This window comes from Thermophilibacter sp. ZX-H3, assembly GCF_052599055.1.
The window spans coordinates 19,893-46,087 of record NZ_JBQXES010000022.1; the positions used below are offsets into that span (position 1 = coordinate 19,893).

27 protein-coding genes are annotated in these 26,195 nt (G+C 68.5%); 25 read left to right on the forward strand and 2 right to left on the reverse strand.

Features of this window, described 5'->3' with window-relative positions; all coding sequences use genetic code 11:
• The first annotated feature begins 26 nt into the window (after nucleotides 1-26).
• From ACULPM_RS09440 to ACULPM_RS09450, 3 genes are all read left to right on the forward strand, one after another.
• Nucleotides 27-764, forward strand: coding sequence for an NAD-dependent protein deacylase (locus tag ACULPM_RS09440; protein ID WP_445332073.1), 738 nt, complete (start codon nucleotides 27-29; stop codon nucleotides 762-764).
• A gap of 201 nt (nucleotides 765-965) precedes the next feature.
• Nucleotides 966-2,420 carry a dihydropteroate synthase gene (folP, locus tag ACULPM_RS09445; RefSeq protein WP_445332074.1) on the forward strand — a complete coding sequence of 485 codons (1,455 nt, stop codon included), beginning with the start codon at nucleotides 966-968 and terminating at the stop codon, nucleotides 2,418-2,420.
• On the forward strand, nucleotides 2,411-2,929 hold the full coding sequence (locus ACULPM_RS09450) for a hypothetical protein (RefSeq protein ID WP_445332075.1): 519 nt from the start codon (nucleotides 2,411-2,413) through the stop codon (nucleotides 2,927-2,929). The genes folP and ACULPM_RS09450 overlap by 10 nt, the downstream gene beginning before the upstream one ends.
• Nucleotides 2,930-2,941: 12 nt before the next feature.
• Here the strand turns inward: ACULPM_RS09450 and ACULPM_RS09455 are convergent, their stop codons facing one another.
• On the reverse strand, nucleotides 2,942-3,721 hold the full coding sequence (locus ACULPM_RS09455; RefSeq protein WP_167930787.1) for a type III pantothenate kinase: 780 nt from the start codon (nucleotides 3,719-3,721) through the stop codon (nucleotides 2,942-2,944).
• Nucleotides 3,722-3,903: 182 nt separating this feature from the next.
• Between ACULPM_RS09455 and rpmE the strand changes: the two genes are divergently transcribed.
• On the forward strand, nucleotides 3,904-4,326 hold the full coding sequence (rpmE, locus tag ACULPM_RS09460; protein ID WP_204831517.1) for a 50S ribosomal protein L31: 423 nt from the start codon (nucleotides 3,904-3,906) through the stop codon (nucleotides 4,324-4,326).
• Between the two features lie 157 nt (nucleotides 4,327-4,483).
• Here rpmE and ACULPM_RS09465 read toward each other — a convergent pair whose 3' ends face one another.
• Complete coding sequence (locus ACULPM_RS09465; RefSeq protein ID WP_445332076.1) at nucleotides 4,484-5,941, reverse strand: hypothetical protein; 1,458 nt, start codon at nucleotides 5,939-5,941, stop codon at nucleotides 4,484-4,486.
• A 185-nt stretch (nucleotides 5,942-6,126) separates the two neighbouring features.
• Here ACULPM_RS09465 and prfA point away from each other — a divergent pair, with 185 nt between their 5' ends.
• The 21 genes from prfA to ACULPM_RS09570 all read left to right on the forward strand — a co-directional run bounded on the left by prfA (nucleotide 6,127) and on the right by ACULPM_RS09570 (nucleotide 25,997).
• Nucleotides 6,127-7,191, forward strand: a complete 1,065-nt coding sequence (gene prfA / locus ACULPM_RS09470; protein WP_445332077.1) for a peptide chain release factor 1 — start codon at nucleotides 6,127-6,129, stop codon at nucleotides 7,189-7,191.
• A 105-nt stretch (nucleotides 7,192-7,296) separates the two neighbouring features.
• Nucleotides 7,297-8,436, forward strand: coding sequence for a glycerate kinase (locus tag ACULPM_RS09475; RefSeq protein WP_445332078.1), 1,140 nt, complete (start codon nucleotides 7,297-7,299; stop codon nucleotides 8,434-8,436).
• A gap of 388 nt (nucleotides 8,437-8,824) precedes the next feature.
• Nucleotides 8,825-9,877 (forward strand): N5-glutamine methyltransferase family protein, encoded by a 1,053-nt coding sequence (locus ACULPM_RS09480; RefSeq protein ID WP_445332079.1) that lies wholly within the window; start codon nucleotides 8,825-8,827, stop codon nucleotides 9,875-9,877.
• Between the two features lies 1 nt (nucleotide 9,878).
• Entirely contained in the window at nucleotides 9,879-10,529 is a 651-nt protein-coding gene (locus ACULPM_RS09485; RefSeq protein WP_445332080.1) for an L-threonylcarbamoyladenylate synthase, read from the forward strand.
• A 139-nt stretch (nucleotides 10,530-10,668) separates the two neighbouring features.
• Nucleotides 10,669-11,925, forward strand: a complete 1,257-nt coding sequence (gene glyA / locus ACULPM_RS09490; RefSeq protein ID WP_167930794.1) for a serine hydroxymethyltransferase — start codon at nucleotides 10,669-10,671, stop codon at nucleotides 11,923-11,925.
• Between the two features lie 117 nt (nucleotides 11,926-12,042).
• The gene (gene upp / locus ACULPM_RS09495; protein ID WP_167930795.1) at nucleotides 12,043-12,690 is read left to right on the forward strand and encodes a uracil phosphoribosyltransferase; all 648 of its coding nucleotides are present in this window, start codon (nucleotides 12,043-12,045) and stop codon (nucleotides 12,688-12,690) included.
• 415 nt (nucleotides 12,691-13,105) lie between these two features.
• The gene (locus ACULPM_RS09500; RefSeq protein WP_445332081.1) at nucleotides 13,106-13,414 is read left to right on the forward strand and encodes a hypothetical protein; all 309 of its coding nucleotides are present in this window, start codon (nucleotides 13,106-13,108) and stop codon (nucleotides 13,412-13,414) included.
• A gap of 2 nt (nucleotides 13,415-13,416) precedes the next feature.
• Complete coding sequence (gene atpB, locus ACULPM_RS09505; protein ID WP_445332082.1) at nucleotides 13,417-14,226, forward strand: F0F1 ATP synthase subunit A; 810 nt, start codon at nucleotides 13,417-13,419, stop codon at nucleotides 14,224-14,226.
• 103 nt (nucleotides 14,227-14,329) lie between these two features.
• Nucleotides 14,330-14,533, forward strand: a complete 204-nt coding sequence (gene atpE, locus ACULPM_RS09510) for an ATP synthase F0 subunit C (RefSeq protein WP_194371512.1) — start codon at nucleotides 14,330-14,332, stop codon at nucleotides 14,531-14,533.
• 31 nt (nucleotides 14,534-14,564) lie between these two features.
• Nucleotides 14,565-15,176, forward strand: a complete 612-nt coding sequence (atpF, locus tag ACULPM_RS09515) for a F0F1 ATP synthase subunit B (RefSeq protein ID WP_167930798.1) — start codon at nucleotides 14,565-14,567, stop codon at nucleotides 15,174-15,176.
• Entirely contained in the window at nucleotides 15,166-15,639 is a 474-nt protein-coding gene (locus ACULPM_RS09520; protein WP_167930799.1) for a F0F1 ATP synthase subunit delta, read from the forward strand. Before atpF ends, ACULPM_RS09520 begins: the two co-directional genes overlap by 11 nt.
• A complete protein-coding gene (atpA, locus tag ACULPM_RS09525) occupies nucleotides 15,636-17,285 on the forward strand; it encodes a F0F1 ATP synthase subunit alpha (protein ID WP_167930800.1) in 1,650 nt (549 codons plus the stop codon). The genes ACULPM_RS09520 and atpA overlap by 4 nt, the downstream gene beginning before the upstream one ends.
• A gap of 6 nt (nucleotides 17,286-17,291) precedes the next feature.
• On the forward strand, nucleotides 17,292-18,206 hold the full coding sequence (gene atpG, locus ACULPM_RS09530; protein ID WP_167930801.1) for an ATP synthase F1 subunit gamma: 915 nt from the start codon (nucleotides 17,292-17,294) through the stop codon (nucleotides 18,204-18,206).
• On the forward strand, nucleotides 18,206-19,684 hold the full coding sequence (gene atpD / locus ACULPM_RS09535) for a F0F1 ATP synthase subunit beta (protein WP_445332083.1): 1,479 nt from the start codon (nucleotides 18,206-18,208) through the stop codon (nucleotides 19,682-19,684). The genes atpG and atpD overlap by 1 nt, the downstream gene beginning before the upstream one ends.
• A gap of 8 nt (nucleotides 19,685-19,692) precedes the next feature.
• Nucleotides 19,693-20,127, forward strand: a complete 435-nt coding sequence (atpC, locus tag ACULPM_RS09540) for an ATP synthase F1 subunit epsilon (RefSeq protein ID WP_167930802.1) — start codon at nucleotides 19,693-19,695, stop codon at nucleotides 20,125-20,127.
• Nucleotides 20,128-20,139: 12 nt separating this feature from the next.
• Nucleotides 20,140-21,420, forward strand: coding sequence for a UDP-N-acetylglucosamine 1-carboxyvinyltransferase (gene murA / locus ACULPM_RS09545; RefSeq protein ID WP_445332084.1), 1,281 nt, complete (start codon nucleotides 20,140-20,142; stop codon nucleotides 21,418-21,420).
• 32 nt (nucleotides 21,421-21,452) lie between these two features.
• A complete protein-coding gene (locus ACULPM_RS09550) occupies nucleotides 21,453-21,878 on the forward strand; it encodes a metal-dependent transcriptional regulator (RefSeq protein WP_167930804.1) in 426 nt (141 codons plus the stop codon).
• 182 nt (nucleotides 21,879-22,060) lie between these two features.
• A complete protein-coding gene (locus ACULPM_RS09555) occupies nucleotides 22,061-22,966 on the forward strand; it encodes a UTP--glucose-1-phosphate uridylyltransferase (RefSeq protein ID WP_445332085.1) in 906 nt (301 codons plus the stop codon).
• Complete coding sequence (locus ACULPM_RS09560) at nucleotides 22,959-24,362, forward strand: phosphoglucomutase (protein ID WP_445332086.1); 1,404 nt, start codon at nucleotides 22,959-22,961, stop codon at nucleotides 24,360-24,362. Before ACULPM_RS09555 ends, ACULPM_RS09560 begins: the two co-directional genes overlap by 8 nt.
• Nucleotides 24,363-24,372: 10 nt before the next feature.
• Nucleotides 24,373-25,290 carry a helix-turn-helix domain-containing protein gene (locus ACULPM_RS09565; RefSeq protein WP_445332087.1) on the forward strand — a complete coding sequence of 306 codons (918 nt, stop codon included), beginning with the start codon at nucleotides 24,373-24,375 and terminating at the stop codon, nucleotides 25,288-25,290.
• A gap of 77 nt (nucleotides 25,291-25,367) precedes the next feature.
• A complete protein-coding gene (locus ACULPM_RS09570; RefSeq protein WP_445332088.1) occupies nucleotides 25,368-25,997 on the forward strand; it encodes an HAD family hydrolase in 630 nt (209 codons plus the stop codon).
• Nucleotides 25,998-26,195: the final 198 nt, after the last annotated feature.

Here is a 26,195-nt window from a genome sequence, read left to right on the forward strand (position 1 = left end):
GAGAAGAACGACGAGGGGAGAGGAACATGGCGCAGACCATCACCGATCCGACCCAGGCTGCCACGGAGCTTGCGGAGCGCTTCTCATGTGCGCGCCGCGCCGTGTTCTTCGGGGGCGCGGGCGTCTCGACGGCGAGCGGCATCCCCGACTTCCGCAGCGCGGACGGGCTCTACCACCAGCACTTTGCCTATCCTCCGGAGGAGATGCTCAGCCATGGGTTCTTCGTCTCCCACACGGAGGAGTTCTACGACTTCTATCGCGAGCGCATGATCTGTCTCGACGCGCGCCCCAACCAGGCCCACCGGAGGCTCGCCGAGCTCGAGCGCGACGGGCACCTCGCCGCGGTGGTGACGCAGAACATCGACGGGCTTCACCAGGCGGCGGGCTCGCGCGTGGTTCACGAGCTCCACGGCTCCACGCACCGCAACGTCTGCACGCGCTGCGGCGAGACCTACGCCGCCGAGTGGGTCATGGCGACTGACGGCGTGCCGCGATGCGAGAAGTGCGGAGGCCTTGTGAAGCCCGACGTCGTCCTCTACGGGGAGCAGCTCGACGAGCACGTCCTTCTCGCCAGCGTGCGCGCGATATCCGAGGCGGACCTGCTCGTCATCGGGGGGACGTCGCTCGTGGTGTACCCCGCGGCGGGGCTGGTCAACTACTTCCAGGGGGAGGATCTCGTGATCGTCAACCGGGACCGCACCCCGCAGGATGACGTCGCCGACCTCGTCTGCGCCTGCGACATCGCGGCCGCCTTCGACTTCTAGCCGCGCAAAGGGGGCGCGTGCCACTGGCGTCGGGCTTATTTGGCGTGCCACCGGCGTCAGGTTTATTTGGCACACGTTACCCGCGTGCCAAATAAACCTGACGCCGGTGGCACGCCAAATAAGCCTGACGCCGGTGGCGCGGCGGCATGCCGGCCGGGGCGGGTACAATGGTCGAATACGCTCGGACCGAGGAGGATGACCATGCTTCGAGAGAACCACACCACCTGGCGCTGCGGCGCGCATGAGATCTCGCTCGCGCGCCCGCGCATCATGGGCGTCCTCAACGTCACGCCGGACTCCTTCTCGGACGGCGGGGAGAACCTCGACCCCAAGGCCGCCGTCGCGCGCGGCCTTGAGATGCTCGACGAGGGCGCGGACATCATCGACGTGGGCGGCGAGTCGACGCGGCCCGGGCACACCCCCGTCCCCTCGAAGGAGGAGGCGGAGCGGATCGTCCCGGTGGTGCGCGCGCTCGTCGCGGAGGGGGCCGTCGTCTCCGTGGACACGCGTCACGCCGACGTCGCCCGCATGTGCGTCCGCCTGGGCGCCGCCATCGTGAACGACGTGACGGGCTTCACCGACCCCGAGATGGTGCAGGTCGCGGCAGACACGGACTGCGGGTGCATCGTGATGCACTGGAGCAAGGACTCGCTCGCCGCCCGACCGCCGCGGCGCCAGGTCCTTCTCGACGAGTCGCGCCCCACGGGGTCTGCCGCCCAGCGCCCCGTCACCTCCCAGCGCCGCTTCACGCTGCCCGAGGAGGCCCCCATCATGCGCAAGGTCATGGGCTTTCTTGGGGACCAGGCGCGCACGCTCATGCGCGCCGGCGTCGCGCGCGAGCGGATCTGCGTGGACCCGGGCCCGGGCTTTGACAAGATGGCGGACGAGGACGTGGTCATCCAGCGCGCCACCCGCTCGATGGTCTCGATGGGCTATCCCGTGGTCACGGCGGTCTCGCGCAAGCGCTTCGTCGGGGCGGTCTCCGGCGTGGCCGATGCCGCGGAGCGCGACTTTGCCACGGCGGGCATCTGCATCTCCGCGCTCGAGAACGGCGCCCGCATCCTGCGCGTCCATGACGTGGCGGGGGTCTCCCAGGCGGTGAACGCCTACTGGGCCGTGTCCCACAAGGACGCGCGCCAGGGGTTTGTGAGCCTCGGCTCCAACGTGGGCAACCGCGTGGCCAACCTCGCGCGGGCCACGCAGCTCATCGACGAGATCCCCCTCACCTGCGTGGTCAACGTGAGCCACGCGTACGAGACCGAGCCCGCCTACGGTATCGCCACTCCCGTGGCCAACGCCGTGGCGGAGATCCGCACGGAGCTCCACCCGCTCGTCCTCATGGGCAAGCTGCTCGAGGTGGAAAACGAGCTCGGCCGCATCCGCGCGGACGCCGCCACGCGCGACCCCAAGAAGCCCGGGACGGGCCCGCGCACCATCGACTGCGACCTCATGTGGGTCGAGGGCGAGCGCCACGCCGGGTCCCGGCTCACCCTGCCGCACCCCCGCCTCGGCGAGCGCGACTACGTCATCGTCCCCATGGAGGACCTCATGCATGACCCGGTGCGCTTCCTCACGCACGGCGGCGTGGAGGTGCTCCCCCGCGAGCAGCGTGTGGGCCTCGTGACCGCCGACCTCGGGGAGGTCGCATGGGAGTAGCCTCGCTCACGCTGCGCCCCGCGGTGCCGATGGGGCACGTGACCGGCGTGCCGTTCGTGGCGGCCCTCGGCGTGGCGGGCGCGCTCGGCGCGCGCGTTTCCTGGCCGCATGAGGTGGTGGGCGCGGACGAGGAGCCAATCGCGTCCGTCCGGGCCCGTGCCGGCTACGATGACGAGGGCATCTACGTAAGCTGCGACATCGTGCCGCGGGGCGAGAAGGGCCTCGATGCCGACGCGCTCTCCTGCGCCGCCCGCGAGGCGGTGGACGCATGGGCGGCATCCGTCGCCGCGGGCCGCGCCGCCGCGGGCCCGCTCGCGCCCGTGCTCTCCGACTACTTCGACGCCCTCGCCTCCATGGGGGAGGCCGTGGAGGTCCTGCGCGCGGGACGAGCCGTTGCCGAGGGCACGCTCGTGGCCGTGGACGTGTGGGGTCGGGCCACGGTGCGCCTCGCGGACGGCCGGGAGCTCGAGCTCGCCCCCGAGCAGGCGGAGCTTCGTCGCATCGCGTAGGGAGACGCCGCGCTAGCCGCGCGCCCGCTCCCAGAGCCAGATCTCGCGGATGCCGCGCAGGGTGAGGTCGGGGTCCACGGCGTCGAAGAGGTCCGTCGCCTGGGCGACGGTCCCGGCGAGGCCGCCCGTGCCCACGACCGTGGCGTCAGGGGCGCCCAGCTCGGCGCGGATGCGCGCCACGAGCCCCTCGGCCTGCGCCGCGGCGCCGACGACGAGGCCCGACTGCAGGGCCGACTCGGTGGAGTCGCCGAGCGTCCGGGCGGGAGCCTCAATGGGCACGCTCGCGAGCCGCGCCGCGCGCGAGAAGAGCGCGTTCGCGGAGAGCATGAGCCCCGGCGAGATGGCGCCGCCGCGGTAGCGCCCCCGCTGGTCCACGACGTCGATGTTCGTTGCCGTCCCAAAGTCCACCACGATGACCGGCGAGCCGTAGGTGCTTCTCGCCGCGATGGCGTTGGCGATGCGGTCGGCCCCGACCTGGCGCGGGTCGGGCATGGCGACCTCCATCCCGTAGCCCTCGCTCGCGCGGACGACGAGCGGGGCCTTGCCGAGATGCGCCGTGAGGCAGCGCTTCCACGCGCGCTCGAGCGCGGGGACCACCGAGGCCACGCCCGCCTCGCTCGCGTCGTCGAGCGCGAGGCCATCCTTCGCGAAGAAGGAGAGGAGCCGAGCGTGAAGCATGTCGGCCGTGTCGCTCGCGTCCGTGGACATGCGCCACCCGCGCGCAAGGGAGCCGTCCTCCCGGAAGAGCCCCAGCGTGGTCTGCGTGTTTCCGACGTCGATGGCAAGGAACATACGTGCCTCCCCGTGGCCTGCCGCCCGCGGCGGCGCGTTCTTCTCGCCTCATCTTACGCGGAAATCTCCACATATGCGCTACGGGGTTTCTGATATAGTCATACGGCTATTGTGTCTTGGTCGGAACCAAGACGAACCCCTGCTCTGGTCGGAAACCAGGGCCGAAGAAGAGGAGTCCTGCCATGAAGCAAGGTATCCACCCCGACTACGTGGAGTGCACGGTCCGCTGCACCTGCGGCAACACCTGGACGACCCGCTCCACCAAGAAGGAGATCGTCGTCGACCTCTGCGACAAGTGCCACCCGTTCTACACCGGCACCCAGAAGCTCGTCGACACCGGCGGCCGCGTCCAGCGCTTCGCCGACAAGTTCGGTGGCGCCGCTGCCGCGCAGCTGAAGAAGGCCCAGGAGGCCAAGGCCGCCAAGGCCGCCAAGGCCGCCGAGGAGGCCGCCGCCAAGAAGGCCGCCAAGGAGGCCAAGGCCGCCGAGAAGGCCAAGCGTGCCGCCGAGTACGCCAAGAAGGCCGAGGCCGAGGCCGCCAAGGCCGCTGCCGCCGCCCCCGCCGAGGAGGCCGCTGCCGAGCCCGAGGCCACCGAGGCCGAGTAGCCCCAGGCATCATGGCATGAGAGGGCGCCCCGCGGAATCGCTCCGCGGGGCGCCCTTCTGTGTGCGCGGCCAGCATGCGCCCGGGGCAACCCGGCGCGAGGGCCAGCGGGCCGTTCTCGCCGTGCGATCGCCCGGGGCGCCCTTTTGCGTGCGAGGCTCACTTCCGCAGCGAGAACACGTCCGTGTACGTGAGGGTCTCGTCGTAGGGGATGAACAGGAACGAGCCCGTGTGCGCGAAGCTCGTCGTGACCTCGGCGGTCGCGGCCGTCGGGTCGTCGGGGCTCCCCAGCCGCAGCGTGAGCGAGACCACGCCGTCCACGTCCTCGGGAAGCGTCGCCTCGAGGACGAGCGTCCCGTCCTCGTCGTCAACGAGGGTGGCCGTGAACGGGACCTCCTGGAACAGGGCGTCGCCGTCGCAGCCCTGGGCGTCCTGGGCGGGGTGGGCATGGTAGTGGGCGACGCCCGCGACGGAGCCCGAGACCTGCGTGACGCCGCCCTCCGTCCACGTCTGGTCAACGTTGATGACAAGGCCCGCCGCCCGCGCGGCAAGGCACTTGGTGCCGTCGGTCTCCTGGCGCGAGAAGGTGCCCGACCACGTCCCCACCAAGGGCTCCAGGCTGCGCGTCCGGCCGTCCTCGGACACCCGCACCCCCTCGATCTCCCACTGCCCGGTCGACGAGCGGAAGGAGAACGTCACGGTCAGGCGGCACTCGTACGACTCGAAGATCCCCGCGCGAACGCACACGAGGTCCAGGACGTCGGTGCCCTCCTCGGGGTCGAACTCCTCGCGCTCGACGGTCAGCTCGGCGCCCTCGTAGAGCTCCTCGAGGCTCGCCCCGCCCCCGTCGCCGCCGAGCTGCTGGTCGGCGCGCTCGAGCACGGTCGCCATGTTCACGGCGAGTCGCTCCCGGCTGATGCCGTTGACCGGCGCCCATGACACGCGGACGTCCTCGGGCTCCCCCGCGGCGACCCACTCGCCGTCCCGGAGCGCGTAGCCCAGCGTGGCCGACTTCTCGGCGCGCACGGCGTTCGAGCCCTCGTAGGTGACGAGCACCTCCGCTCGCGCCACGCCGTCCTCGGACGGGGCGATCGAGCGGACCTCGACGTCCCGCGCAACAAGGATGTCATCGATGCCAAAGGCGCCCGGCGCATACTCGGGCGTCGTCAGGCGCGTGCGCGCGTCCTCGGCGACGAGCTCCTCCGAGGGGGCCTCAGGGGGTCGGAGCGCCAGCGCGACGCCCACGGCGAGAAGAACGAGGACGGCCACCGCCGCCACCACGGCCGCGACGCGATGGGCGCGCAGCGCGTCGCGGACCGCCTGCGCCCTGCCGTGCAGGTAGCGCCCCATCGTCCCCGCCACGTCGCGCAGCGCGGGGTCGTCGGCGCCCGCATCGGGGCCGGCCGGCGTGGGGGCGACGGGCGGGCGCCGCTCGGTGTCATCCGCCGGGCGTCCGCCGAGCGTCGCGGTTCTGCCCGCGACGGTGGCGTCGGCATCGCTCGCGTCAGGGGCGTCGTCCGTCACCCTGGCCGGCGCGGGCGTCGCCTCAAGCAGCCCGTCTTCGGCCGCCTCGCGCGCCTCGCGCCCGTCCTTCTCGCTCTCGTCAGCTGCCGACATGCGTTTCTCCTTTGGTTGCACTGGGCTCTAGTGTCTCATACCGGCGGCTCGGGGTATGATAAGACGGTTAAAGACACGTGCGGGGGAGGGCCTGTGTACGCGAGATTCGACATGCTCTAGCGGCTGGGAAGGGGGAGACCCCCCATCGCGCATGCCAAGACACCAAGCCCCCACGAGGAGAAGAAATGCGAGACAAGCTCACCAAGATCATCCAGGCCTACGAGGAGCTCGAGCAGAAGCTCATGGACCCGGCCGTGGTCTCCGACCCCAAGGAGTACGCGCGCCTGGCCAAGGAGCACGCGAGCCAGGCCGAGCTCGTGGCCCGCGCCCGCGAGTACCTCGGCGCGCTCGACGACATCGAGGCCGCCAAGGAGATGCTCCACGAGGCCGATGCCGACGAGAAGGCCATGCTCCAGGAGGACATCTCCGCCAACGAGGCCAAGCTCCCCGAGCTCGAGGACGAGATCAAGTTCCTGCTCATCCCGGCCGACCCCAACGACGAGAAGGACACGATCGTGGAGATTCGCGGCGGCGTGGGCGGCGACGAGGCCGCCATCTTCGCCGGAGACCTCTTCAAGATGTACCAGCGCTTCTGCGAGAGCCGCGGGTGGAAGATCCAGATCCTCTCGTCCAGCCCGAGCGAGGCCGGCGGCTTCAAGACCATCGAGTTCAAGGTCACGGGCGAGAAGGTCTACTCCGTCATGAAGTACGAGTCCGGCGTCCACCGCGTCCAGCGCGTGCCCAAGACCGAGAGCCAGGGTCGCATCCAGACCTCCACGGCCACCGTTGCGGTGCTGCCCGAGGCCGACGAGATCGACATCCAGATCGATCAGTCCGACCTGCGCATCGACACCTACTGCGCGTCCGGCCCCGGCGGCCAGTGCGTCAACACCACCTACTCGGCGGTGCGCATCACCCACCTGCCCACCAACACCGTGGTGCAGTCCCAGGACCAGCGCTCGCAGATTCAGAACCGCGAGGTCTGCATGCAGATGCTGCGCGCCCGCCTCTACGAGATGGAGCTGGAGAAGCAGCAGGCCGAGCAGGGCGCCGCGCGTCTCTCGCAGATCGGCCACGGCAACCGCTCCGAGAAGATCCGCACCTACAACCAGCCGCAGGACCGCGTGACCGACCACCGCATCGGCTTCAACAGCACCTACAACGGCGTCCTTCTCGGCGACGCGCTGTCGGGCGTCATCGAGGCGCTCGCCGCTGCCGAGCGCGCGGAGAAGCTCGCCCAGGCGGTCTGATCTCAGTCGGGTACGCCCGGACGCCCCGCGGCCCTGATGGGCGGCGGGGCGTCCTGCCATCGGGTGCGGCACCGCTCTGACCGCACATGGAGCAAGGGGGGGACCGTGCGCATCGTCGTGGCGTCCGACTCGTTCAAGGGCACGCTCTCGTCCGTCAGGATCGCCCGCCTCGTCGCCGAGGAGGCCCCGGGCGTCATCCCGGGGGCCGAGGTGGTCGCCGTCCCCATGGCGGACGGCGGGGAGGGCACGTCCGAGGTGCTCGCCTCCGCCTGCGGGGGCAGGCTCCGGGAGGTCGACGCGCTCGATCCCCTCGGGCGGCCCGTGCGCGCATCGTATGCCCTGCTCGGATCGGGCAGGGCCGTCGTGGAGGTCGCTGCGGCGTCGGGCCTTCCGCTGCTCGCCCCCGAGGAGCGCCGCGCCGGGCGGACCACGAGCTTCGGGACGGGCCAGCTCATCCTCGACGCCCTTGACCAGGGGTGCCGCAGCATCACGCTCGCCCTCGGCGGAAGCGCCACCAACGACTGCGGAACGGGGGTCCTGCGCGCCCTGGGCGCCCGCTTTCTTGACGTCGCGGGCGATGAGCTCCAGGGGACGGGCGACGAGCTGGGGAGCATCTCCCGCATCGACCTCTCGGGTCTGGACGAGCGCGTAGGCCAGACGGAGTTTCGCGTCATGTGCGACGTCGACAACCCCCTGACGGGGCCGGACGGGGCCACCGCGGTGTACGGGCCCCAGAAGGGCGCGAGCCCGGAGGACGTCGCCCGGATCGACGCGGGCATGCGTCGCTTTGCCGCGGCCATCAGAGACCAGCTCGGAATCGACGTCGAGGGCATTCCCGGCAGCGGCGCGGCGGGTGGCATCGGGGCGTGCTGCGTGGCGTTTTTCGGCGCGGCGCTCGTCCCCGGCGTCGAGCAGGTGGCCTCGCTCGTCGGGCTTGGGGACAGGCTCGCCACGGCCGACCTCTGCATCACGGGTGAGGGGCGGCTCGACGCGCAGAGCATCCGCGGCAAGGTGGTCGCCGGGGTCGCCCGAGCGTGCGCCCGCGCGGGGGTCCCGTGCGTCGCCATCACGGGCGCTCTCGACCTCGAGGCCCCTGAGCTGCCCGGGCTTGCGGCGGTCGTTCCCACAGCGGTCGATCCCGATCTGGGGCTCGCGCACGCGCTCGAGCATGCGGAGGAGCTCTATCGGCTGGCGGTTCGCCGGGCGCTCGCCCTCGTCTCCCTCGGGGCGTCTCTCGGGGCCTGATGGGCTCCGACCTGTCGCCTCGGCCCCGCGCGGCGCTTGTGCGGGGCCGAGGCGACACCTCGCCCGGTCCGTCCGTCGCGAAGCCCCCGCACGGCGGCTGCGCGGGGCCGAGGCGACATCTCGCCCGCCCCGTCCGTCGTGAAACCCCCGCACAGAGGCTGCGCGGAGCCAATGCGACACTTTCTGGCGGCATTTCGTCGCGAAGCCCCCGCACAGGCACCGTGCGGGGCCGAGGCGACACCTCGCCCAGGCCGCCTGTCGCAAACCCCCGCACGCCTGTCGCGCGGGGCCCTCTCGACGTTTTCGCGGCAGCATCCGCGACCCTCCCGCCCCATGGCGTCCCACCCGCGCTATGATGCAGTGACGCCTCGCGAGCGAAGGGAGCACGATGCCACACGGCGAGCCCTGGACCATCAAGCGCATACTCGACTGGACGAGCGGATACCTCGAGCGCAAGGGTGACGAGCACCCGCGCCTCTCGGCGGAGTGGCTGCTCGCTAACGTCACTGGGCTCTCACGCGTGGAGCTCTACGTCAACTACGACAAGCCGCTGGAGGCCGACGAGCTCGCCGCCATGCACACGGCGATCGAGCGGCGCGCGGTGGGGGAGCCCCTGCAGTACGTGACCGGCGAGATGCCCTTCCGCCACATCGTCCTCAAGTGCGAGCGCGGCGTGCTCATCCCGCGCCCCGAGACGGAGGTCCTCGTGGACGCCGCCCTCGAGGGCGTGGACGCGGCCCTCGCGCGTCGAGGCGAGAAGGACGAGAAGCGCCCGGAAGGCGAGAAGGACGAGAAGGACGTGGAAGGCGAGAAGGACGAGAAGGACGCGGAAGGCGAGAAGGACGAGAAGGACGCGGAAGGCGAGAAGGACGAGAAGCGCCCGGACGGCGAGAAGGACGAGCCGGCGGGCGATCCCGTCCGCGTGCTCGAGGTCGGCACGGGCACGGGCTGCATCGCGCTCTCCATTGCCTCGGAGCGCCCGGGAACGCACGTCACCGCGACCGACCTCTCCGAGCGTGCGGTCGAGCTCGCCTCCCGCAACCGCGAGGTGCTTGGCCTCGAGGACGCGGTGGACATCGTCCAGACGGACCTTGCGGAGGGGGTTGACCCCGAGCTCATGGGGTCCTTCTCGGTACTTGTCTCAAACCCGCCCTATATCCCCACCGCCGTGCTGCGCGAGGAGGTCCCCGCCGAGGTGGCGGACTACGAGCCCGAGCTCGCGCTCGACGGCGGCGATGATGGGCTCGACGTCTTCCGTCGCCTGCTCGACCTCGCCCCTCGCGCCCTCGCGCCCGAAGGCATGCTCGCGGTCGAGCTCTTCGAGGGCTCCCTGGGGGATGCCGCCGCCCTCGCGCGCGCCCAGGGCGGCTGGTCCTCGATCGAGGTCCGGGAGGACCTCACGCATCGTCCGCGCGTGCTCGTGGCCATACGGGAGGAATAAGATGGGACGCGTTCTTTCGGTTGACCAGCAGGCCCCGGACGAGGGTGCCGTCGCCCGCGTCGTCGACGTCCTGAGGGAGGGCGGCGTGGCCGTGCTCCCCACGGACTCGGTCTATGGCATCTGCTGCGCCGCGACGCCGGGCAACCCCGCCCACGGGCGCATCTTCGACATCAAGCGCCGCGACCGCGCCCAGACCCTGCCGTGGTTCATCGCCGAGGCCTCCGACCTCACGCGCTACGGCAGGGATGTCCCGGCGTGGGCCATGCGACTTGCCGAGCGCTACTGGCCGGGCGCGCTCACGGTCGTCGTGCGCGCCTCCGACGAGGTGCCGCCGGAGTACGCGCAGCCCTCCGAGGGCGGCGCCACGATCGCCCTGCGCGTTCCCGGCTCCGCGCTCGACCGGGCCGTCGTCCGCGCCCTCGGCGCGCCGCTCGCCCAGACGAGCGCCAACACGCACGGCGCCCCCTCGGCCACGAGCGGAAGCTCCGTCGAGCCCCAGATCGTGGACGCGGCGGACCTCACCCTCGATGGCGGCGAGGCCCCGGTGGGCGTGGCCTCGACGATCGTGGACGCCACGCGCCCCGAGCCGTGCGTGCTGAGGGAGGGCGCCCTCACGCGCGACGAGGTCCTTCTCGCCGTTCGCGAGGCGTAACACGGCGCTCACGGAGACCCCGCGTCATCGTGCTACGCTATATCCTGCGCACGCCGCAGGGGCGCCCTGCGGATCGGCGAGCCGGGCCGCGCGGGGCGCGTGATGGCGCTCGGGGCGGCTCCCAACCAGAGGAGGTCCCATGTTCTGCGAGCACCTGAGAGCGTCCGATCCCGAGGTCTTCTCCACGGTCGAGGACGAGCTGCGTCGCCAGCGCTCGTCCGTGGAGCTCATCGCGTCGGAGAACTTCGTTTCCCTGGCCGTCATGGAGGCCGTGGGGTCGCCCCTCACCAACAAGTACGCCGAGGGCCTGCCGGGCAAGCGCTACTACGGCGGCTGCTGGGCTGTCGATCGTGCGGAGAACCTCGCGCGCGACCGCGTCTGCAAGCTCTTTGGCGCGGGCTTTGCCAACGTGCAGCCGCACTCGGGCGCCCAGGCAAACTACGCCGCCCTCGCGGCGCTGGCGACTCCCGGCGACACCGTCATGGGCATGGCGCTCGACAACGGCGGCCACCTCACGCACGGCTCGCCTGCCAACTTCTCCGGCAAGCTCTACAACATCGTCTCCTATGGGGTTGATCCCCAGACGGAGCGCATCGACTATGACGTCGTGGCGGAGCTCGCCGAGAAGCACCGCCCCAAGGTGATCATCGCCGGTGCCTCGGCCTACCCGCGCACCATCGACTTCGAGCGCTTCGCCCAGATCGCGCACGGCGTGGGCGCGTCCCTCATGGTCGACATGGCGCACATCGCCGGCCTCGTGGCCACGGGCCGCCATCCCAGCCCCGTGCCCTACGCTGACGTCACCACCTCCACCACCCACAAGACCCTGCGCGGACCGCGCGGCGGCCTCATCCTGGCAAACGACGCCGACCTTGCCAAGAAGCTCAACTCCGCGGTCTTCCCCGGAAGCCAGGGCGGCCCGCTCGAGCACGTCATCGCCGGCAAGGCCGTCGCCTTCGGCGAGGCGCTCTCGCCGGACTTCGCTGCCTACACCGATGCCATCCTCGCCAACGCCAAGGCGCTCGGGCGCGGCATGGAGTCCCGCGGGCTGCGCCTCGTCTCCGGCGGAACCGACAACCACCTCCTGCTCGTCGACCTCACCCCGGCGGGGGACGTCACGGGCAAGGACGCCGAGGGGCTGCTCGACTCGGTGGGCATCACGGTCAACAAGAACACCATCCCCGGCGAGAAGCGCTCGCCCTTCGTCACGAGCGGCATCCGCGTGGGCTCTGCCGCCGTCACCACCCGAGGCTTCAGTGAGCAGGAGTGCGAGCGCGTGGGCGAGCTCATCGGTGACGTCGTCTCGGGCCACGGCAACGACGAGCTCATGGACCGCATCAGCATGGAGGTTCGCGAGCTGCTCGCCGAGCATCCGCTCTACCCCGAGCTCGGCTAGCCGCTCGTCCAGTTGCCTATTTGGGGACAGGCCCCTTTTAGGCAAGTTTGCAGGTATGAACACTTGCCTAAAATGGGCCTGTCCCCAAATAGGCAACTAGACAACGAAGGAGAATCCATGGCAGAGGAGTTCGACCCGGCACGCTTCACCGTCATCGACCACCCGCTCGTGCAGCACAAGCTCTCCATCCTGCGCGACAAGGACACGCCCACCAAGCAGTTCCGCGAGCTCGTGAACGAGCTTGCGATCTTCGAGGGCTATGAGGCCATGCGCGACTTCCCGCTCGAGGACGTCGAGGTGGAGACGCCGCTCGAGGTCACCACGTGCCGCCGGCTCTCCGGCAAGAAGGTCGCCATCATCCCGATCCTGCGCGCCGGCCTCGGCATGGTGGACGGCCTGCTCCAGCTCGTCCCCTCCGCGCGCGTGGGCCACGTGGGCATGTACCGCGACCCCGAGACGCACGTCCCGCATCAGTACTACTGCAAGTTCCCGCCCGACATCGAGAACCGCATCTGCCTCGTCGTCGACCCCATGCTCGCCACCGGCGGCTCGCTCACGGCGGCCATCCAGTTCCTCCGCGAGGCCGGCGTCAAGGACATCCGCTGCCTGACGCTCGTCTCCGCGCCCGAGGGCGTGCGCGCGACGCTGGACTTCGACCCGGACGTGCGCCTCTACACCTGTGCGCTCGATCGCCAGCTCAACGACCACGCCTACATCCTGCCGGGCCTCGGCGACGCGGGCGACCGCATCTACGGCACCAAGTAGGGCGTGCGGCGCGCCGTCCTTCTCGCCCCGCGCGTTTTGGAAAGTGCGGTCGTGGCAGCTGGCCGCGGATTTGCGTTGTGAGATTCGGGCCTATGGCAGCAGCTCGGCTGCCATAGGTCCGCTTTTCACAACAGGCGATGACATCTCCCCAGTTGCCGAGATTCCGCGACTGCCAAGACCCGCATTTCTGCAACGTCGAGCGACGCGATTTTGCCGCGACCCCGCTTTTGACAACTCCCGGGCGTCGCTCGGGCCGCGCCGAGCGGGGCTGGCGAGAAGAACGGGCGAGAAGAACCGGCGAGAAGAACTCTTCACGATTGTGACGAATCGGGGGCGGGAGGGGGCCAGCTTGACCTATTTCGCGGTCGCGCTAGACTTCCAATGTCCTTAATTCGCTCGGACGGGAGGCGCGCGCTTGGAACCTCAGGTCGCCATCGCCTCCGGCGCGCTCTTCGGTCTTCTGGGGTGCGTCGCGCCTGCGGTGCTGTTCGAGCGGGCTCTGAGGGGAGGTCAGGGGGTGTCGCTCGCCGCCGGCCTCGCGGCGGTAAGCATGTCGTTTCTCACCCTTACCGTCGTCCTGCTTGTGGTGTATGCTGCCGCGAACGGGGGCTTCTTGGAGTTCGGTTGTGCGCTGGTCGGCTCGTTCCTGCTCTTTTGGGCGGTCGAGGCGATTCGCGCCTGGAGGGCGGCCAACGGCCGTTCCCCGCATAGAAGGGAAGGATGAGCGTGGGCAATCCTCTGGACAGCCTGGGCGATGAGGTAAGCGAGCTCGTCAAGAGCTTCACGTCCCAGACGATCGTCGGCCAACTCGACAGCGCGGGCCTCACCCAGTACACGTTCTGGTTCGCGGTCGCCATCATCTTGCTGCTGGTGGTGCTTCTCGTCTTCAAGAAGAAGCAGTCTCAGAGCCTCGTCCCGCAGGGCGCCTTCGTGAACGGCGTCGAGTATGTCGTCGAGTTCGTGCGCGACGACATGTGCAAGGGACTGCTCGGGGACACCTGGAAGAAGCACTTCCCGTTCATCGCCTCGATCTTCATGGTGATTCTCGCCAACAACATCGTGGGCATCATCCCGGGCTGCAAGCCGGGCACCGGCACCATCTCCACCACCGCCGCGCTCGCGCTCTGCTCGTTCGTCTACTTCATCGTGTGCGGCATCAAGAAGAAGGGCGCCTTCGGCTACGTCAAGAGCCTCGCGCCGGCGGGCGTCTCGTTCCCGCTGAACGCCCTCGTCTGGCTCATCGAGGTCTTCTCCACGATCCTGCGCCTCGTGACGCTCGCCGTCCGACTCTTCTGCAACCTCTTCGCTGGCCACGTGGTCATGGGCACCTTCGCCATTCTGGCGGCCCTGTTCTTCGAGCCCATGATCCAGGCGTTCTCCGCCGCTACCGCGCTGCAGGCGGGCGCGTCGATTCTCTGGATCGGCATCCTGCTCGTCATCTACGCGGTCGAGATCATCGTCGCGTGCGTCCAGGCGTACGTCTTTGCGCTGCTCTCCGCCGTCTACGTGCAGATCGCGGAGTCCGACGAGGAGTAGGCGGAAACATGGCAACTCGCGGGCCCTGCCCGCAGTTCATAGCACGTTGGTTTGAAACTCGCCCAAACACCAATCTGAACGGGCGAATGTCAAAGGAGGAACAGTGGGTGCTCTCGGTGTAATCGGTTATGGTCTCGGCGTCATCGGCGCGGGTCTCGGCATCGGTCTTGCCGCCTACGGCGTCGCGCAGGGCATGGCTCGTCAGCCCGAGGTTCAGGGCCGTCTGTTCACGGTCTTCATTCTGGGCTCCGCCTTCGTCGAGGCCCTCGCCCTCATCGGCTTCGTCGTCAGCCTCATCGTCAAGTAAGGGCTGTCGTACGAGCGAGTTGGAGGCACGCATGAAGAACACCGCACACAGAGCCGCCTCGGCCGCGGCCGTCTCCGGGGGCCTCGCCCTCGCGCTGACGACGATGCCGACGGTGGCGCTCGCAGAGGAGTCCGCGGTCGGCGCCGACATCCTCATCCCCAAGGTGGCCGAGTTCGTCCCGGCCCTCATCGCCTTCCTCATCATCTGGGCCGTCCTCGCCAAGCTCGTCTGGCCGCAGGTGCTCCAGATGATGGAGAAGCGCCAGGAGAAGATCCAGTCCGACCTCGACGCCGCCGAGCGCTCCAAGGTCGAGGCCGCCGAGCAGGCCCGCGCCTATGACGAGAAGATCGTCGAGGCCCATCGCGAGGCCGAGGCCATCGTCGCCAAGGCGAAGAAGGAGGCCGAGGAGGAGCGCTCGCGCATCCTCGCCAAGGCCCAGAAGGAGGCCGTCGACATCATCGCCAAGGCGCATGGCGCCGTGGACTCCGAGCGTCACAAGGCCATGATCGAGCTCTCAGGCTCCGTGGTGGACCTCTCCGTGGAGATTGCGAGCAAGATCATCGGCAACGACCTCACCGACGAGCAGCAGCGTCGCCTTGCCGAGAAGTACCTCGCGGAAGTGGGCACCTCAAATGGCAACTAAGCGCTCCGACGCCGATAGGGTCGAGGCATACACCCGGGCCCTCATCGAGGCGGCCCGCTCCGAGGGTCGCGCCAACGCGGACCTCGTCCAGTGGCAGCATGCGAGGAAGTTCTCGCCCGAGGTCCTGGAGACCCTTGCCGCCATGCAGCGCGAGGACGACCTCGACCTCGTGGCGGAGGTGGCCAAGCAGTACAAGGAGCTGCTCGACGCCGAGGACCGCACGGTCTCGGTGACGGTCACCACCGCCGTCCCCATGGACGAGGCGCTTCGCGCCAAGGTGCGCGAGAAGGCCGAGCATGACCTCGACGCCCCGGTTTACCTCGTCGAGCGCGTGGACCCCGCCATCATCGGCGGCATCATGCTCGAGGTGCGTGGCAAGCGCTACGACGCCTCGGTCCGCGCCCAGCTCGCAAACATCAGAAAGACGCTTTCCTCTTCGTTCATTGGAGGTGAGGAGAAGTGACGGACTCCATCAGCTCGCAGAAGATCATGGACACGCTCCGCAAGGAGCTCGCGGCCATCAGCGCCACGGTGGACAGGCAGGAGGCCTCCGTCGTGACCGAGGTCGGAGACGGCATCGCGCACGTCTCGGGCCTCAAGACCGCCATGGCCGGTGAGCTTCTCCAGTTCACGAGCTCTCTCACCGGGCGCGACGTCTACGGCCTCGCCCAGAACCTCGACCGCGACGAGGTCGGTGCCGTCCTCTTCGGCGATGTCGAGGACATCAAGGAGGGCGACGAGTGCCGTACCACCGGCCGCGTCATGGATATCCCGGTCGGACATGCCATGCTCGGCCGCGTAGTGAACCCCCTCGGCCAGCCGATCGACGGCCTCGGCCCCATCAACACCACGCATCGCCGCCCCATCGAGTTCAAGGCCCCCGGCATCATGGAGCGCCAGCCGGTGTGCGAGCCCGTCCAGACGGGCCTTCTCGCCGTCGACGCGATGGTGCCCATCGGGCGTGGCCAGCGAGAGCTCATCATCGGCGACCGCAAGACGGGCAAGACGGCAATCGCCATCGACGCCATCGTCAACCAGCGCAAGACCGACATGATCTGCATCTATGTGGCCATCGGCCAGAAGGCCTCCACGGTCGCCACGATTCGCGAGTCCCTCTCGCAGCGCGGCGTCCTGGACAAGACGGTCATCGTGGCCGCCACCGCCGCCGACTCCGCGCCGATGCAGTACATCGCCCCCATGGCGGGCGCCGCGATCGGCGAGTACTTCATGTACAACGACGAGCACGGCAACCCTGCCGATGCCGAGCACCCCGGCGGCCACGTCCTCGTGGTCTATGACGACCTCTCCAAGCAGGCGGTGGCATATCGTCAGATGTCGCTGACGCTGCATCGTCCGCCCGGACGCGAGGCCTATCCCGGCGACATCTTCTATCTGCACTCTCGCCTGCTCGAGCGTGCCTGCAAGCTCTCCGACGCCAACGGCGGCGGCTCGCTCACGGCGCTCCCGATCATCGAGACGCAGGAGGGCGACGTCTCCGCCTACATCCCGACGAACGTGATCTCCATCACGGACGGTCAGATCTACCTGCAGTCCAACCTCTTCTTCCAGGGCCAGCGCCCGGCCGTCGACGTGGGCATCTCGGTGTCGCGCGTCGGTGGCGACGCGCAGGTCAAGGCCATGAAGCAGGTCGTGGGCACGCTGCGTCTGGACCTCGCGGCCTACCGCGAGAAGCAGGCCTTCTCGCAGTTCGGCTCCGACCTCGACGCCACGACGCAGTATCAGCTCAACCACGGCGCCCACATGATGGAGCTGCTCAAGCAGCAGCGTTACTCGGCGCTCGACGTGCGTGACCAGATCATCGCCATCTTCGCCGCCAAGGAGGATTTCCTTGACGACATCGACCTCGGCAACGTGAACCTGTTCCGCGACGGCCTCGCCCGCTACATGGCAGAGCGCCACCCGCGCCTGCGCGACTCGCTGCTCGACGGAAAGATCGGCGAGGACCAGCAGAACCGCCTGCGTACGCACATCGCCCACTTCAAGGCGGAGTTCCTCAAGGAGCACCCCAACAAGGTGCGCGAGGACGTCGAGAAGAACGCCGAGCCGACGGTCGACCACGCTGGCGCGCCCTCGCTCGGTCAGGAGTAGTGCCCGATGGCTAACCTGCGCGAGATACAGAGGCGCCGCGCCTCGATCCAGAGCACCATGCAGATCACCCGAACGATGGAGATGATCTCCACCGCGCGGATTCGCAAGGCGCTCACGAGGGCCGAGGAGGCGGAGCCCTACAAGGACGCCATCACGCGCATGCTCGCCAACGTCGCCGCGGCGGGTTTCGACACGTCGCAGCCGCTTCTGGCGCGGCACGCCGCCGAGAAGCACGTCCTGTTCATCCTCATCGCGTCCGACCGCGGCCTTGCCGGTGGCTTCAACATCGTGCAGCAGCGCGCGGTCGAGCACGAGATGGCCGAGCTTGCGGCGCGCGGGGTCTCCTCGTCGGTCATCACCTGCGGGCGCAAGCCCACGGAGTACTTCACGTACCGCAAGATCGTCCCCGTGATGTCGTTCGTCGGCATCTCCTCTGAGCCGAACATGGACCAGGCGGACCGCATTGCCTCCTACGTCATGGACGGCTATGCGTCCGGGGCAATCGATCGCGTGGTGCTGTACTACTGGCACGCCAAGAACCGCGTGGAGCAGACCCAGGTCACCGAGCAGCTGCTGCCGCTCTCCAAGGAGCAGCTCACGATGCCCAACAAGCCGCGCGAGCGCGAGGCGCTCTCGAAGGTGGGGGCGCACGAGCACACCGACTTCGCGTTCGACCCCTCGCCGAGCGAGGTCCTGGGCCACCTCATGCCCGCCTACTTCCGGACGGTCATCTTCCACGCCCTGCTCGACTCCGCCGCCGCGGAGCATGGTGCGCGCCGCCGCGCCATGCAGTCTGCGACCGACAACGCCAAGGAGGTCCTGGACTCGCTCGCACGCACGTACAACCGTGAGCGCCAGGGCGCCATCACCACCGAGCTCAACGAGATCATCGGCGGCGCGTCCGCATTGGAGGACTACTGATGTCAGAGAAGAACCTGGAGCCGCGCTCCGCGCTTGAGGAGGCGGCCTACAACAAGCTCAACCGCTCCGTCGGCGTGGGCACGGTCGTCCGCATCGTCGGCCCCGTCGTCGACGTGCAGTTCGAGGGTCAGGTCCCGAGCGTCTACACCGCGCTCACCGTCGAGGGTGACACCCCCGTCGGCCACGTGAGCACGGTGCTCGAGGTCGAGTCCCAGCTCCCGGGCGGCGTCGTCCGCACCGTCGCCATGTCCTCGACCGACGGCCTCACGCGCGGCCTCAAGGTGCGCGACACCGGCCACCCCATGATGATGCCGGTCGGCCCCTCCACCCTCGGACGCGTCTGGAACGTCATGGGCCAGCCGGTCGACGGCAAGGGAACGCCCGACGACGTCCAGTACTATCCGATCCACCACCCCGCCCCGTCCTTTGACGAGCTCACCACGCAGACCGAGATCTTCGAGACCGGCATCAAGGCCATCGACCTTCTCGAGCCCTACGTCCGCGGCGGCAAGACGGGCCTCTTCGGCGGCGCGGGCGTCGGCAAGACGGTCCTCATCCAGGAGCTCATCAACAACCTCGCGCAGCAGCACGGCGGCACCTCGGTCTTCACGGGCGTCGGCGAGCGCACCCGCGAGGGCACCGACCTCTACCTCGAGATGAGCGAGTCCGGCGTCATCGAGAAGACCTGCCTGGTCTACGGGCAGATGAACGAGCCGCCCGGAGCGCGCATGCGCGTGGCGCTCGCCGGCCTCACCACCGCGGAGTACTTCCGCGACCAGGGCCAGGACGTGCTCCTGTTCATCGACAACATCTTCCGCTTCTCGCAGGCGGGCTCCGAGGTCTCGGCCCTTCTCGGCCGCATGCCCTCCGCCGTTGGCTACCAGCCCACGCTGGCAACGGAGATGGGCGAGCTCCAGGAGCGCATCACCTCCACCAAGGAGGGCTCGATCACCTCGGTCCAGGCCGTCTACGTTCCCGCTGACGACCTCACCGACCCGGCCCCTGCCACCACCTTCACGCACCTCGACGCCACGACGGTCCTCTCGCGCGCCATCACCGACCTCGGCATCTACCCGGCCGTGGACCCGCTTGCGAGCTCGAGCTCCGCGCTCGACCCCTCGATTGTCGGCGAGGAGCACTACCGCGTGGCCATGGCGGTGCAGGAGACGCTTCAGGAGTACTCCGACCTGCAGGACATCATCGCCATTCTCGGCATGGACGAGCTCTCCGAGGAGCAGCAGAACGTCGTGTCTCGTGCGCGCAAGATTCAGCAGTTCCTCTCGCAGTCCTTCCACGTGGCCGAGAAGTTCACCGGCAACCCCGGCACCTACGTGACCGTCGAGGACACGGTGCGCTCCTTCGCCGAGATTGTCGACGGCAAGTGCGACGACCTGCCCGAGCAGGCGTTCCGCTTCGCGGGCACGATCGAGGACGTCCGCCAGAGGGCGGCCACGATGTCCGACGGGGCAAAGGGCTAGGGAGCGACATGGCTGAGCTCAACTGCCAGTTTGTGCGGCCCGACGGGCTCATGTTCGACGGGCCCGTCGACCACCTCATCCTCGTGACCTACGCCGGCGAGCTCGGCGTCTGGCCGGGGCATGCGGCGGAGATCGTGGCGCTCGGCGACGGCGTCGTGCGCATCACCGCCCTTCAGCGCGACGGCGGCCACGAATATGACGTCGTGGTCTCCGGAGGCTATGCAGAGATCGACAACGATGGCGTCATCATCCTCGCCGACCACGCGCGTCGTGTCGACGACATCGACCCGGACAAGGTCCGCGAGACGCGCGAGCTGGCCCTCGAGCACCTCGACCAGGTTGAGGACGGAGACCACCGCCGCGCCTACTACGAGAGCAAGGTCCGGTGGTGTAACCTTTTGCTCAAGCAAGTCACCAAGGGCTCGGCTTCGGGCCAGCGCTAGCACGGAGGCCTCATGGACGTCATTCAGATCGAGGGTGGGCATCGCGTCACGGGCGAGGTGCGCGTCGAGGGGGCCAAGAACTCGGCCCTCAAGCTCATGGCCGCGACCATCATGGCCCCCGGCGTGACCACGCTCACCAACGTGCCCAACATCGCCGACGTCCACGTCATGGGGAAGGTGCTCAAGAACATCGGCGCCACGATCGAGGTCGTGAACGAGCACGAGCTCAAGATCGACACCTCGACCGTCGACTCGTGGGAGACGCCGTATCACCTCGTCGCCCAGATGCGCGCCTCGACCGCCGTCCTGGGGCCGCTGCTCTCCCGCTTCGGCAAGGCGGTCGTCGCCATGCCGGGCGGCTGCAACATCGGCGCGCGCAAGATCGACATGCACATCCTTGGCCTCGAGGCACTCGGGGTCGAGTTCAAGGTCGACCACGGCAACATCCACGCGAGCGCCCCACACGGCCTCAAGGGCGAGACTGTCACGCTCTCCTTTGCAAGCGTCGGCGCCACCGAGAACCTCATGATGGCGTCGGTCTTCGCCGAGGGCGTCACCACCATCGACAACGCTGCCCGCGAGCCCGAGATCGTTGACCTCGCAAACCTGCTGAACGAGATGGGCGCCAAGATCAGCGGCGCCGGCTCCCCGGTCATCGAGATCGAGGGCGTGTCCAAGCTCCATCCGGTCACGCACAAGGTCGTGGGCGACCGTATCGAGGCCGGGACCTTCCTGGCCATCGGCGCCCTCACCGGCGACCCCGTGACCGTACGCGGGTTCGAGCCCAAGCACCTCGGGCTCGTCCTCAGGAAGTACGAGCAGATGGGCGTGAAGATCGAGTGCGGCCAGCGTGTCTGCACCGCCTGGCGCGACCGCCCGCTCATCCCGACCGACATCCAGACGCTGCCCTTCCCCGGGTTTCCCACGGACATGCAGGCCCAGACCATGTGCCTGCTCGCCCTCGCCAAGGGGAGCTGCATCATCACGGAGAACGTCTTCGAGAACCGCTTCATGCTCGCGAGCGAGCTCTCGCGCATGGGCGCCAACATCACGATCGAGGGTCACCATGCGATCGTCCACGGCGTCGACGGCTTCTCAGGGGCGCAGGTGAAGTCCCCCGACCTGCGCGGAGGAGCGGCACTCGTCATGGCCGGCCTCGTGGCCGACGGCATCACCACCGTCTCTGACATCCATCATATCGACCGCGGCTACGAGGGCTTTGTCGAGAAGCTCGCCTCGCTGGGCGCGCGCGTGCGGCGCGCGAGCATCGAGTGCGAGGACGACGACCTCTAGGTCCCGCGGCTGCGCAGGAAACGGGAGACCACATGATCAACACCGGCGTTCAGGGCGATCACGCCCTCACCCGTGCGGGGGAGGACTACCTCGAGGCGATCTACCGCCTGTCCACCGAGGGGGGCTCGACGGACGGCTCCGTTCGCTCCGTGGACGTTGCCGAGCAGCTGGGAGTCTCCAAGGCGAGCGTGAACAAGGCGCTCTCCATGCTCAAGGAGACGGACATGGTCGCGCAGAACCGCTACGGTCGCGTGACGCTGACCGAGAAGGGCCGTCGCTACGCCGCCGTCGTGTGGCGCGCGCATCGGGCGCTCAGGACGTTTCTCGAGTCGGACCTCGGGGTCGACCCCGAGGTCGCCGACCAGGAGGCGTGCCTCATGGAGCACGTCCTGTCCGAGGACACCATGGAGCGGCTCATCTCCTACCTTGAGCGGCAGGGCATCGACGTCCCGAGCTAGACGCACGGCATCTCCAGACATGTGAACTCACTGTGTGGCTCGCGCGCCCCCCCCCGCGGAGGGCGCGCTTCTTTGTCCCCTTGCCGAGAAGGAAATTCCGTCAGGGGGACGATGGGGTATGTTTCTTGTGCCGCCGGACTGCATCGGGCGGCACGGCAACGAACCTACCGAAGGGAAACCCCATGAAGGCAATCATCCCCGCCGCCGGCCTCGGAACGCGCTTCCTCCCCGCGACCAAGTGCACCCCCAAGGAGCTCCTCCCCGTGCTCGACAAGCCCGTCATCCAGTACGTGGTCGAGGAGGCCCTCGAGCCGGAGGGCGTCGACGGCGTGGTTATCGTCAACTCTCACGAGAAGCCCCAGATCGAGTCCTACTTCTCCGTCGACCACGCCTTCGAGTCGATGCTGCGCAAGCGCGGCAAGACGGCGGAGGCCGCCCGCGTCCACGAGGCCTCGACGCTTCCCGTCTCGTTCGTCTATCAGGACGAGGCCCGCGGCCTCGGCCACGCCGTCCTCCAGGCTGCCGACGAGATTGACCGCGACCCGTTCTTCGTCCTTCTCGGCGACTACTTCGTTCCCGACCGCCAGATGTGCGTCCGCATGGCGGAGGTCTCCCGCGAGCACGGCGGCGCCTCGGTCATCGCCGTCGCGCCCGTGCCCGCCGACCAGGTGAGCCGCTATGGAATCATCGCCGGCGAGTGCGTGGGGTGCCTCCCGGGCACTGAGGCCGAGGGCGAGCAGGAGGGCGCGGTCTGGAAGGTCACGGGGCTCGTCGAGAAGCCCCGCCCGGAGTATGCGCCCTCGCACCTCTTCATCGTTGGCCGCTATCTGCTTTCCCCGCGCATCATGGAGCTGCTTGCGACGCAGGGCCCCGGCGCCGGCAATGAGATCCAGCTGACCGACGCCATGGAGCGCCTGCTCGCCGAGGAGGAGATGTACGCGCTCGTCGTCGACCCCGCGGAGGGCTGCGATACCGGCACCCCGGCCGCCTGGGCGGCCACGAACGCCCGCATGGCCCTCGAGGACCCGTCCTTCAGCGACGCCTTCCGTGAGGAGTTCGGCGAGAAGGGCGCGTCGGTTCTTGGATAGGAGGGGCGACATCATCCGCTTCGGGAGCGACGGCTGGAGGGCGCGCTACGAGGACGGCTTCGACGCCGAGGGCGTCGCCCGCGTCGCGGACGGCCTCGGGCTCGTCTGGTCGGACCCCATGCCCGGGGCGACCGCGTACGTGGGCTTTGACACCCGCCACGAGTCGCGTGAGCTCGCGCGGCTCGCGGCGGGGATCCTCTCCTCGTACGGCCTTGTCGTGCGCGTTTCGGACGTTCCGTGCCCAACGGCGGCCGTGGGGTGGAGCTGCGCGCGCGACGAGCGGGCATGCGGCGCGGTCATGCTCACGGCGAGCGAGCTCTCGTGCGAGTACGGCGGGCTTCTTGTTCGCGGGGCGGACGGGGGACCCGTCTCGAGGCGCTTTCTCGATGAGGTGGAGCAGGCGATATCGCTCGCGCCGCCGGAGTCGCGCGGAGCCTTCGAGGAGTGCGACCTCGTCGGGCCATATCTTGAGGACCTCGCCTCGGTCGTGGATGGCGACGCCATCGAGCGCCGGGCCCCGCGCGTGGTCGTCGACGCCATGTATGGGTCGGGCACCACGCATCTCGCTCGCCTGCTGAGAGATCTCGGATGCGACGTCGTGGAGATGCACGTCGAGCCTCGTGAGGACTTCGGGGGCATCCACCCCGACCCGGTCGAACCATGGGTTGATGCCTGCGAGCAGGCCGTTGTGGCGCAGGGGGCCGACATGGGCATCGCCCTTGACGGAGACGCCGACCGCGCCGCCGTCATAGACGAGCGTGGACGGCTCCTTCCCGCACGCGTGCTGGTTCCGATGCTGCTGGGCAACCTCGTGATGGGCCATGGGATTCACGGGCGCGTCGTGACGACGCTCACCTGCTCGGCGTGCATAGCGCGCGAGGCCTCGCGCCTCGGGTGCAGCGTCACGTCGGTCCCCGTCGGGTTCTCGAGGATATATAGGGAGCTGCTGGACGCCGACGTGATCATGGGGGTCGAGGAGTACGGGGGCGTCTGCGTGCCCACGCATCTGCGCGAGAGGGACGGCCTGCTCGTTGCCCTGCTCGCCGTTGAGATGGTGGCGCGCTCGGGCAAGTCGGTGTCAACGATGGCCGAGGAGCTTGAGGGCACCGTGGGAACGATGTGCTACGCGCGACGCGACCTCAGGCTCGACGCGGCGTCGACCCAGGCGTTCAGAAACGTCCTCCCGGGGCTCAACCCCGGCGAGCTGGCAGGGAGAAGCCCTGTCGAGGTCTCTCACGCCGACGGCCTGAGGCTCCAGTTCGCCGATGACTCCTGGGTGCTCGTTCGCCCCTCGAGGACGAGCTCTGTGGTGCGGGTGTACGCGGAGGCTCCGACGAAGCAGGACAGAGACGAGCTGCTCTCCGCAGCGTGTGACGTCGTGCGACGCGGCATATAAAGACGCCTCCGTGAAGAACGTCGACCACATCACCCTTCGAGGGGGCGGGCACGAGGAGTGCATCGAGGAGATATCCGACGCTTGGCCATATGTCCTCGAGTGCGCCGAGCTTGACAGGTACCCGCATCGCAGCTGTCCTTGGCACTGGCACCAGGAGGTCGAAATTTTCTATGTCCAGAGCGGGTCGCTGGAGTACCGGACTCTCCGCGGCGCCACGAGCTTTGGGACGGGGTCGGCTGGCTTTGTAAATGCGGGCGTCTATCACATGACGCGCGCGACAGACGAGGGCTCCGGGACGGTTCAGCTCTGCCACATCTTTAGGCCGGGACTGCTTGAAGATGCGGGTGGTCGGATAACTGAGCGCTGCATTCGCCCTCTTGTCGAGGCGCGCAGGGCTGAGGTTCTCTCCTGGAGTGCGGATTCGCCGCAGGACGCGCGTGCCCTCAGCCTCTTTAGGGAGTCTTTTTGCCTGCGCCCAGAGGACGGTGCCGCATACGAGCTGCGCCTTCGGTCACTGCTCTCGGAAATCTGGGCGCTTGCCCTCGAGAAGGCCCGCCCGCTCATGGACGAGGGCCCGGCCTCATATCCGACTCATCGCGATCTGCGTTTTGAGAAGATGCGCGATTTCGTGCGCGAGCATTATGCCGAGACCATCGAGGTTGCCGACATCGCCTCGGCAGGTTACACGAGCGTGCGCGACTGCTTTCGCTCGTTCAGGGACTACGTTGGCATGGGACCCGCGCAGTACGTTCGCGAGTATCGGGTGAGGCAGTCGTGCAGACTGCTTGCCCATACGTCGAGAACCATCGAGTCGGTCGCGCTGTCCTGCGGCTTTTCGTCCGCCACGCAGTTCTCGCAGACGTTCAGGACAATCATGGACAGCACTCCGTCCGCCTATCGTGCCAGGTGGCGTGAATCCGATACCTAGTGGCACAAATGAATATGGTGCAGGGGTCTTCTTCTCGGCAGACTTGCCTCAAGGCAACTCGAACGAAGGGGGCTGACATGGCAGGGTTCAAGCACGTGATCTTTGACGTTGACGGAACGCTGGCAGACACGGACAACATCTCGCAGCGTGCGCTCCAGGACCTTCTCTTTGAGTGGACGGGCGAGGAGGAAGATCTCAAGGACCTCGCGTTTACCCGGGGGATTCCGGGCGACGAGGCCCTCGCACAGCTGGGGATCCTCGACGAAGGGGCCCTGGAGAGGTGGGATGAGCTCGCGAGGGAGCATGCTGACGAGGTAAAGCTCTTCTGTGGAGTGCGCGAGATGCTCGAGGAGCTGCTCAAGAGCGGCAAGAAGATGGGAGTCGTCTCGTCACGCAGGCGTGACGAATACGAGGCGGTAATTTCTCCGCTTGGCATTGACGGCTACTTCGAGAACATGGTTCTCGCCGAGGACACCGATCGGCACAAGCCGGAGCCGGATCCGCTGCTCGAGTACCTGAGGCGCGCCGGGGCAAAGCCGGAGGAGGCCATCTATGTGGGCGACACCGTTCATGATTCCCGGGCGGCGCGTGCGGCAGGAGTCTCCTTCGTGTTTGCCGGATGGGGCGCGGCATCGAACGTCGAACAGGCGAGCTATTGGGTTCACGCACCCTCGGAGGTTCTCCTAATTGCCAACTATGCCCTCTAGCACTAGCGGATGAGGAACGTTGCTAAACTCCTATACATTGTGGAGGAAACGTGAACCTCCCGATTCCCGCCCCCGCGGGGCGCCGGGGTGCGTATAGTTAATCCCCGCGCAGCGACGGGGCAGGCGCCCCCGACCAGCGCGGCGAACCTTGAAAACCGGATACTGCGATCGAGAGATCGACGAAGACAGACCAGCGAA

Excerpts from the sequence above, each read along its gene's own strand:
- murA (WP_445332084.1), top strand. The coding sequence starts at position 20,140 with ATGGACGTCATTCAGATCGAGGGTGGGCATCGCGTCACGGGCGAGGTG.
- ACULPM_RS09440 (WP_445332073.1), top strand. The coding sequence starts at position 27 with ATGGCGCAGACCATCACCGATCCGACCCAGGCTGCCACGGAGCTTGCG.
- folP (WP_445332074.1), top strand. The coding sequence starts at position 966 with ATGCTTCGAGAGAACCACACCACCTGGCGCTGCGGCGCGCATGAGATC.
- atpF (WP_167930798.1), top strand. The coding sequence starts at position 14,565 with ATGAAGAACACCGCACACAGAGCCGCCTCGGCCGCGGCCGTCTCCGGG.
- ACULPM_RS09485 (WP_445332080.1), top strand. The coding sequence starts at position 9,879 with ATGGGACGCGTTCTTTCGGTTGACCAGCAGGCCCCGGACGAGGGTGCC.
- glyA (WP_167930794.1), top strand. The coding sequence starts at position 10,669 with ATGTTCTGCGAGCACCTGAGAGCGTCCGATCCCGAGGTCTTCTCCACG.
- ACULPM_RS09455 (WP_167930787.1), bottom strand. The coding sequence starts at position 3,721 with ATGTTCCTTGCCATCGACGTCGGAAACACGCAGACCACGCTGGGGCTC.
- ACULPM_RS09465 (WP_445332076.1), bottom strand. The coding sequence starts at position 5,941 with ATGTCGGCAGCTGACGAGAGCGAGAAGGACGGGCGCGAGGCGCGCGAG.
- prfA (WP_445332077.1), top strand. The coding sequence starts at position 6,127 with ATGCGAGACAAGCTCACCAAGATCATCCAGGCCTACGAGGAGCTCGAG.
- atpC (WP_167930802.1), top strand. The coding sequence starts at position 19,693 with ATGGCTGAGCTCAACTGCCAGTTTGTGCGGCCCGACGGGCTCATGTTC.
- atpD (WP_445332083.1), top strand. The coding sequence starts at position 18,206 with ATGTCAGAGAAGAACCTGGAGCCGCGCTCCGCGCTTGAGGAGGCGGCC.
- upp (WP_167930795.1), top strand. The coding sequence starts at position 12,043 with ATGGCAGAGGAGTTCGACCCGGCACGCTTCACCGTCATCGACCACCCG.
- ACULPM_RS09555 (WP_445332085.1), top strand. The coding sequence starts at position 22,061 with ATGAAGGCAATCATCCCCGCCGCCGGCCTCGGAACGCGCTTCCTCCCC.
- ACULPM_RS09450 (WP_445332075.1), top strand. The coding sequence starts at position 2,411 with ATGGGAGTAGCCTCGCTCACGCTGCGCCCCGCGGTGCCGATGGGGCAC.
- atpG (WP_167930801.1), top strand. The coding sequence starts at position 17,292 with ATGGCTAACCTGCGCGAGATACAGAGGCGCCGCGCCTCGATCCAGAGC.
- rpmE (WP_204831517.1), top strand. The coding sequence starts at position 3,904 with ATGAAGCAAGGTATCCACCCCGACTACGTGGAGTGCACGGTCCGCTGC.
- ACULPM_RS09550 (WP_167930804.1), top strand. The coding sequence starts at position 21,453 with ATGATCAACACCGGCGTTCAGGGCGATCACGCCCTCACCCGTGCGGGG.
- ACULPM_RS09480 (WP_445332079.1), top strand. The coding sequence starts at position 8,825 with ATGCCACACGGCGAGCCCTGGACCATCAAGCGCATACTCGACTGGACG.
- ACULPM_RS09520 (WP_167930799.1), top strand. The coding sequence starts at position 15,166 with ATGGCAACTAAGCGCTCCGACGCCGATAGGGTCGAGGCATACACCCGG.
- ACULPM_RS09570 (WP_445332088.1), top strand. The coding sequence starts at position 25,368 with ATGGCAGGGTTCAAGCACGTGATCTTTGACGTTGACGGAACGCTGGCA.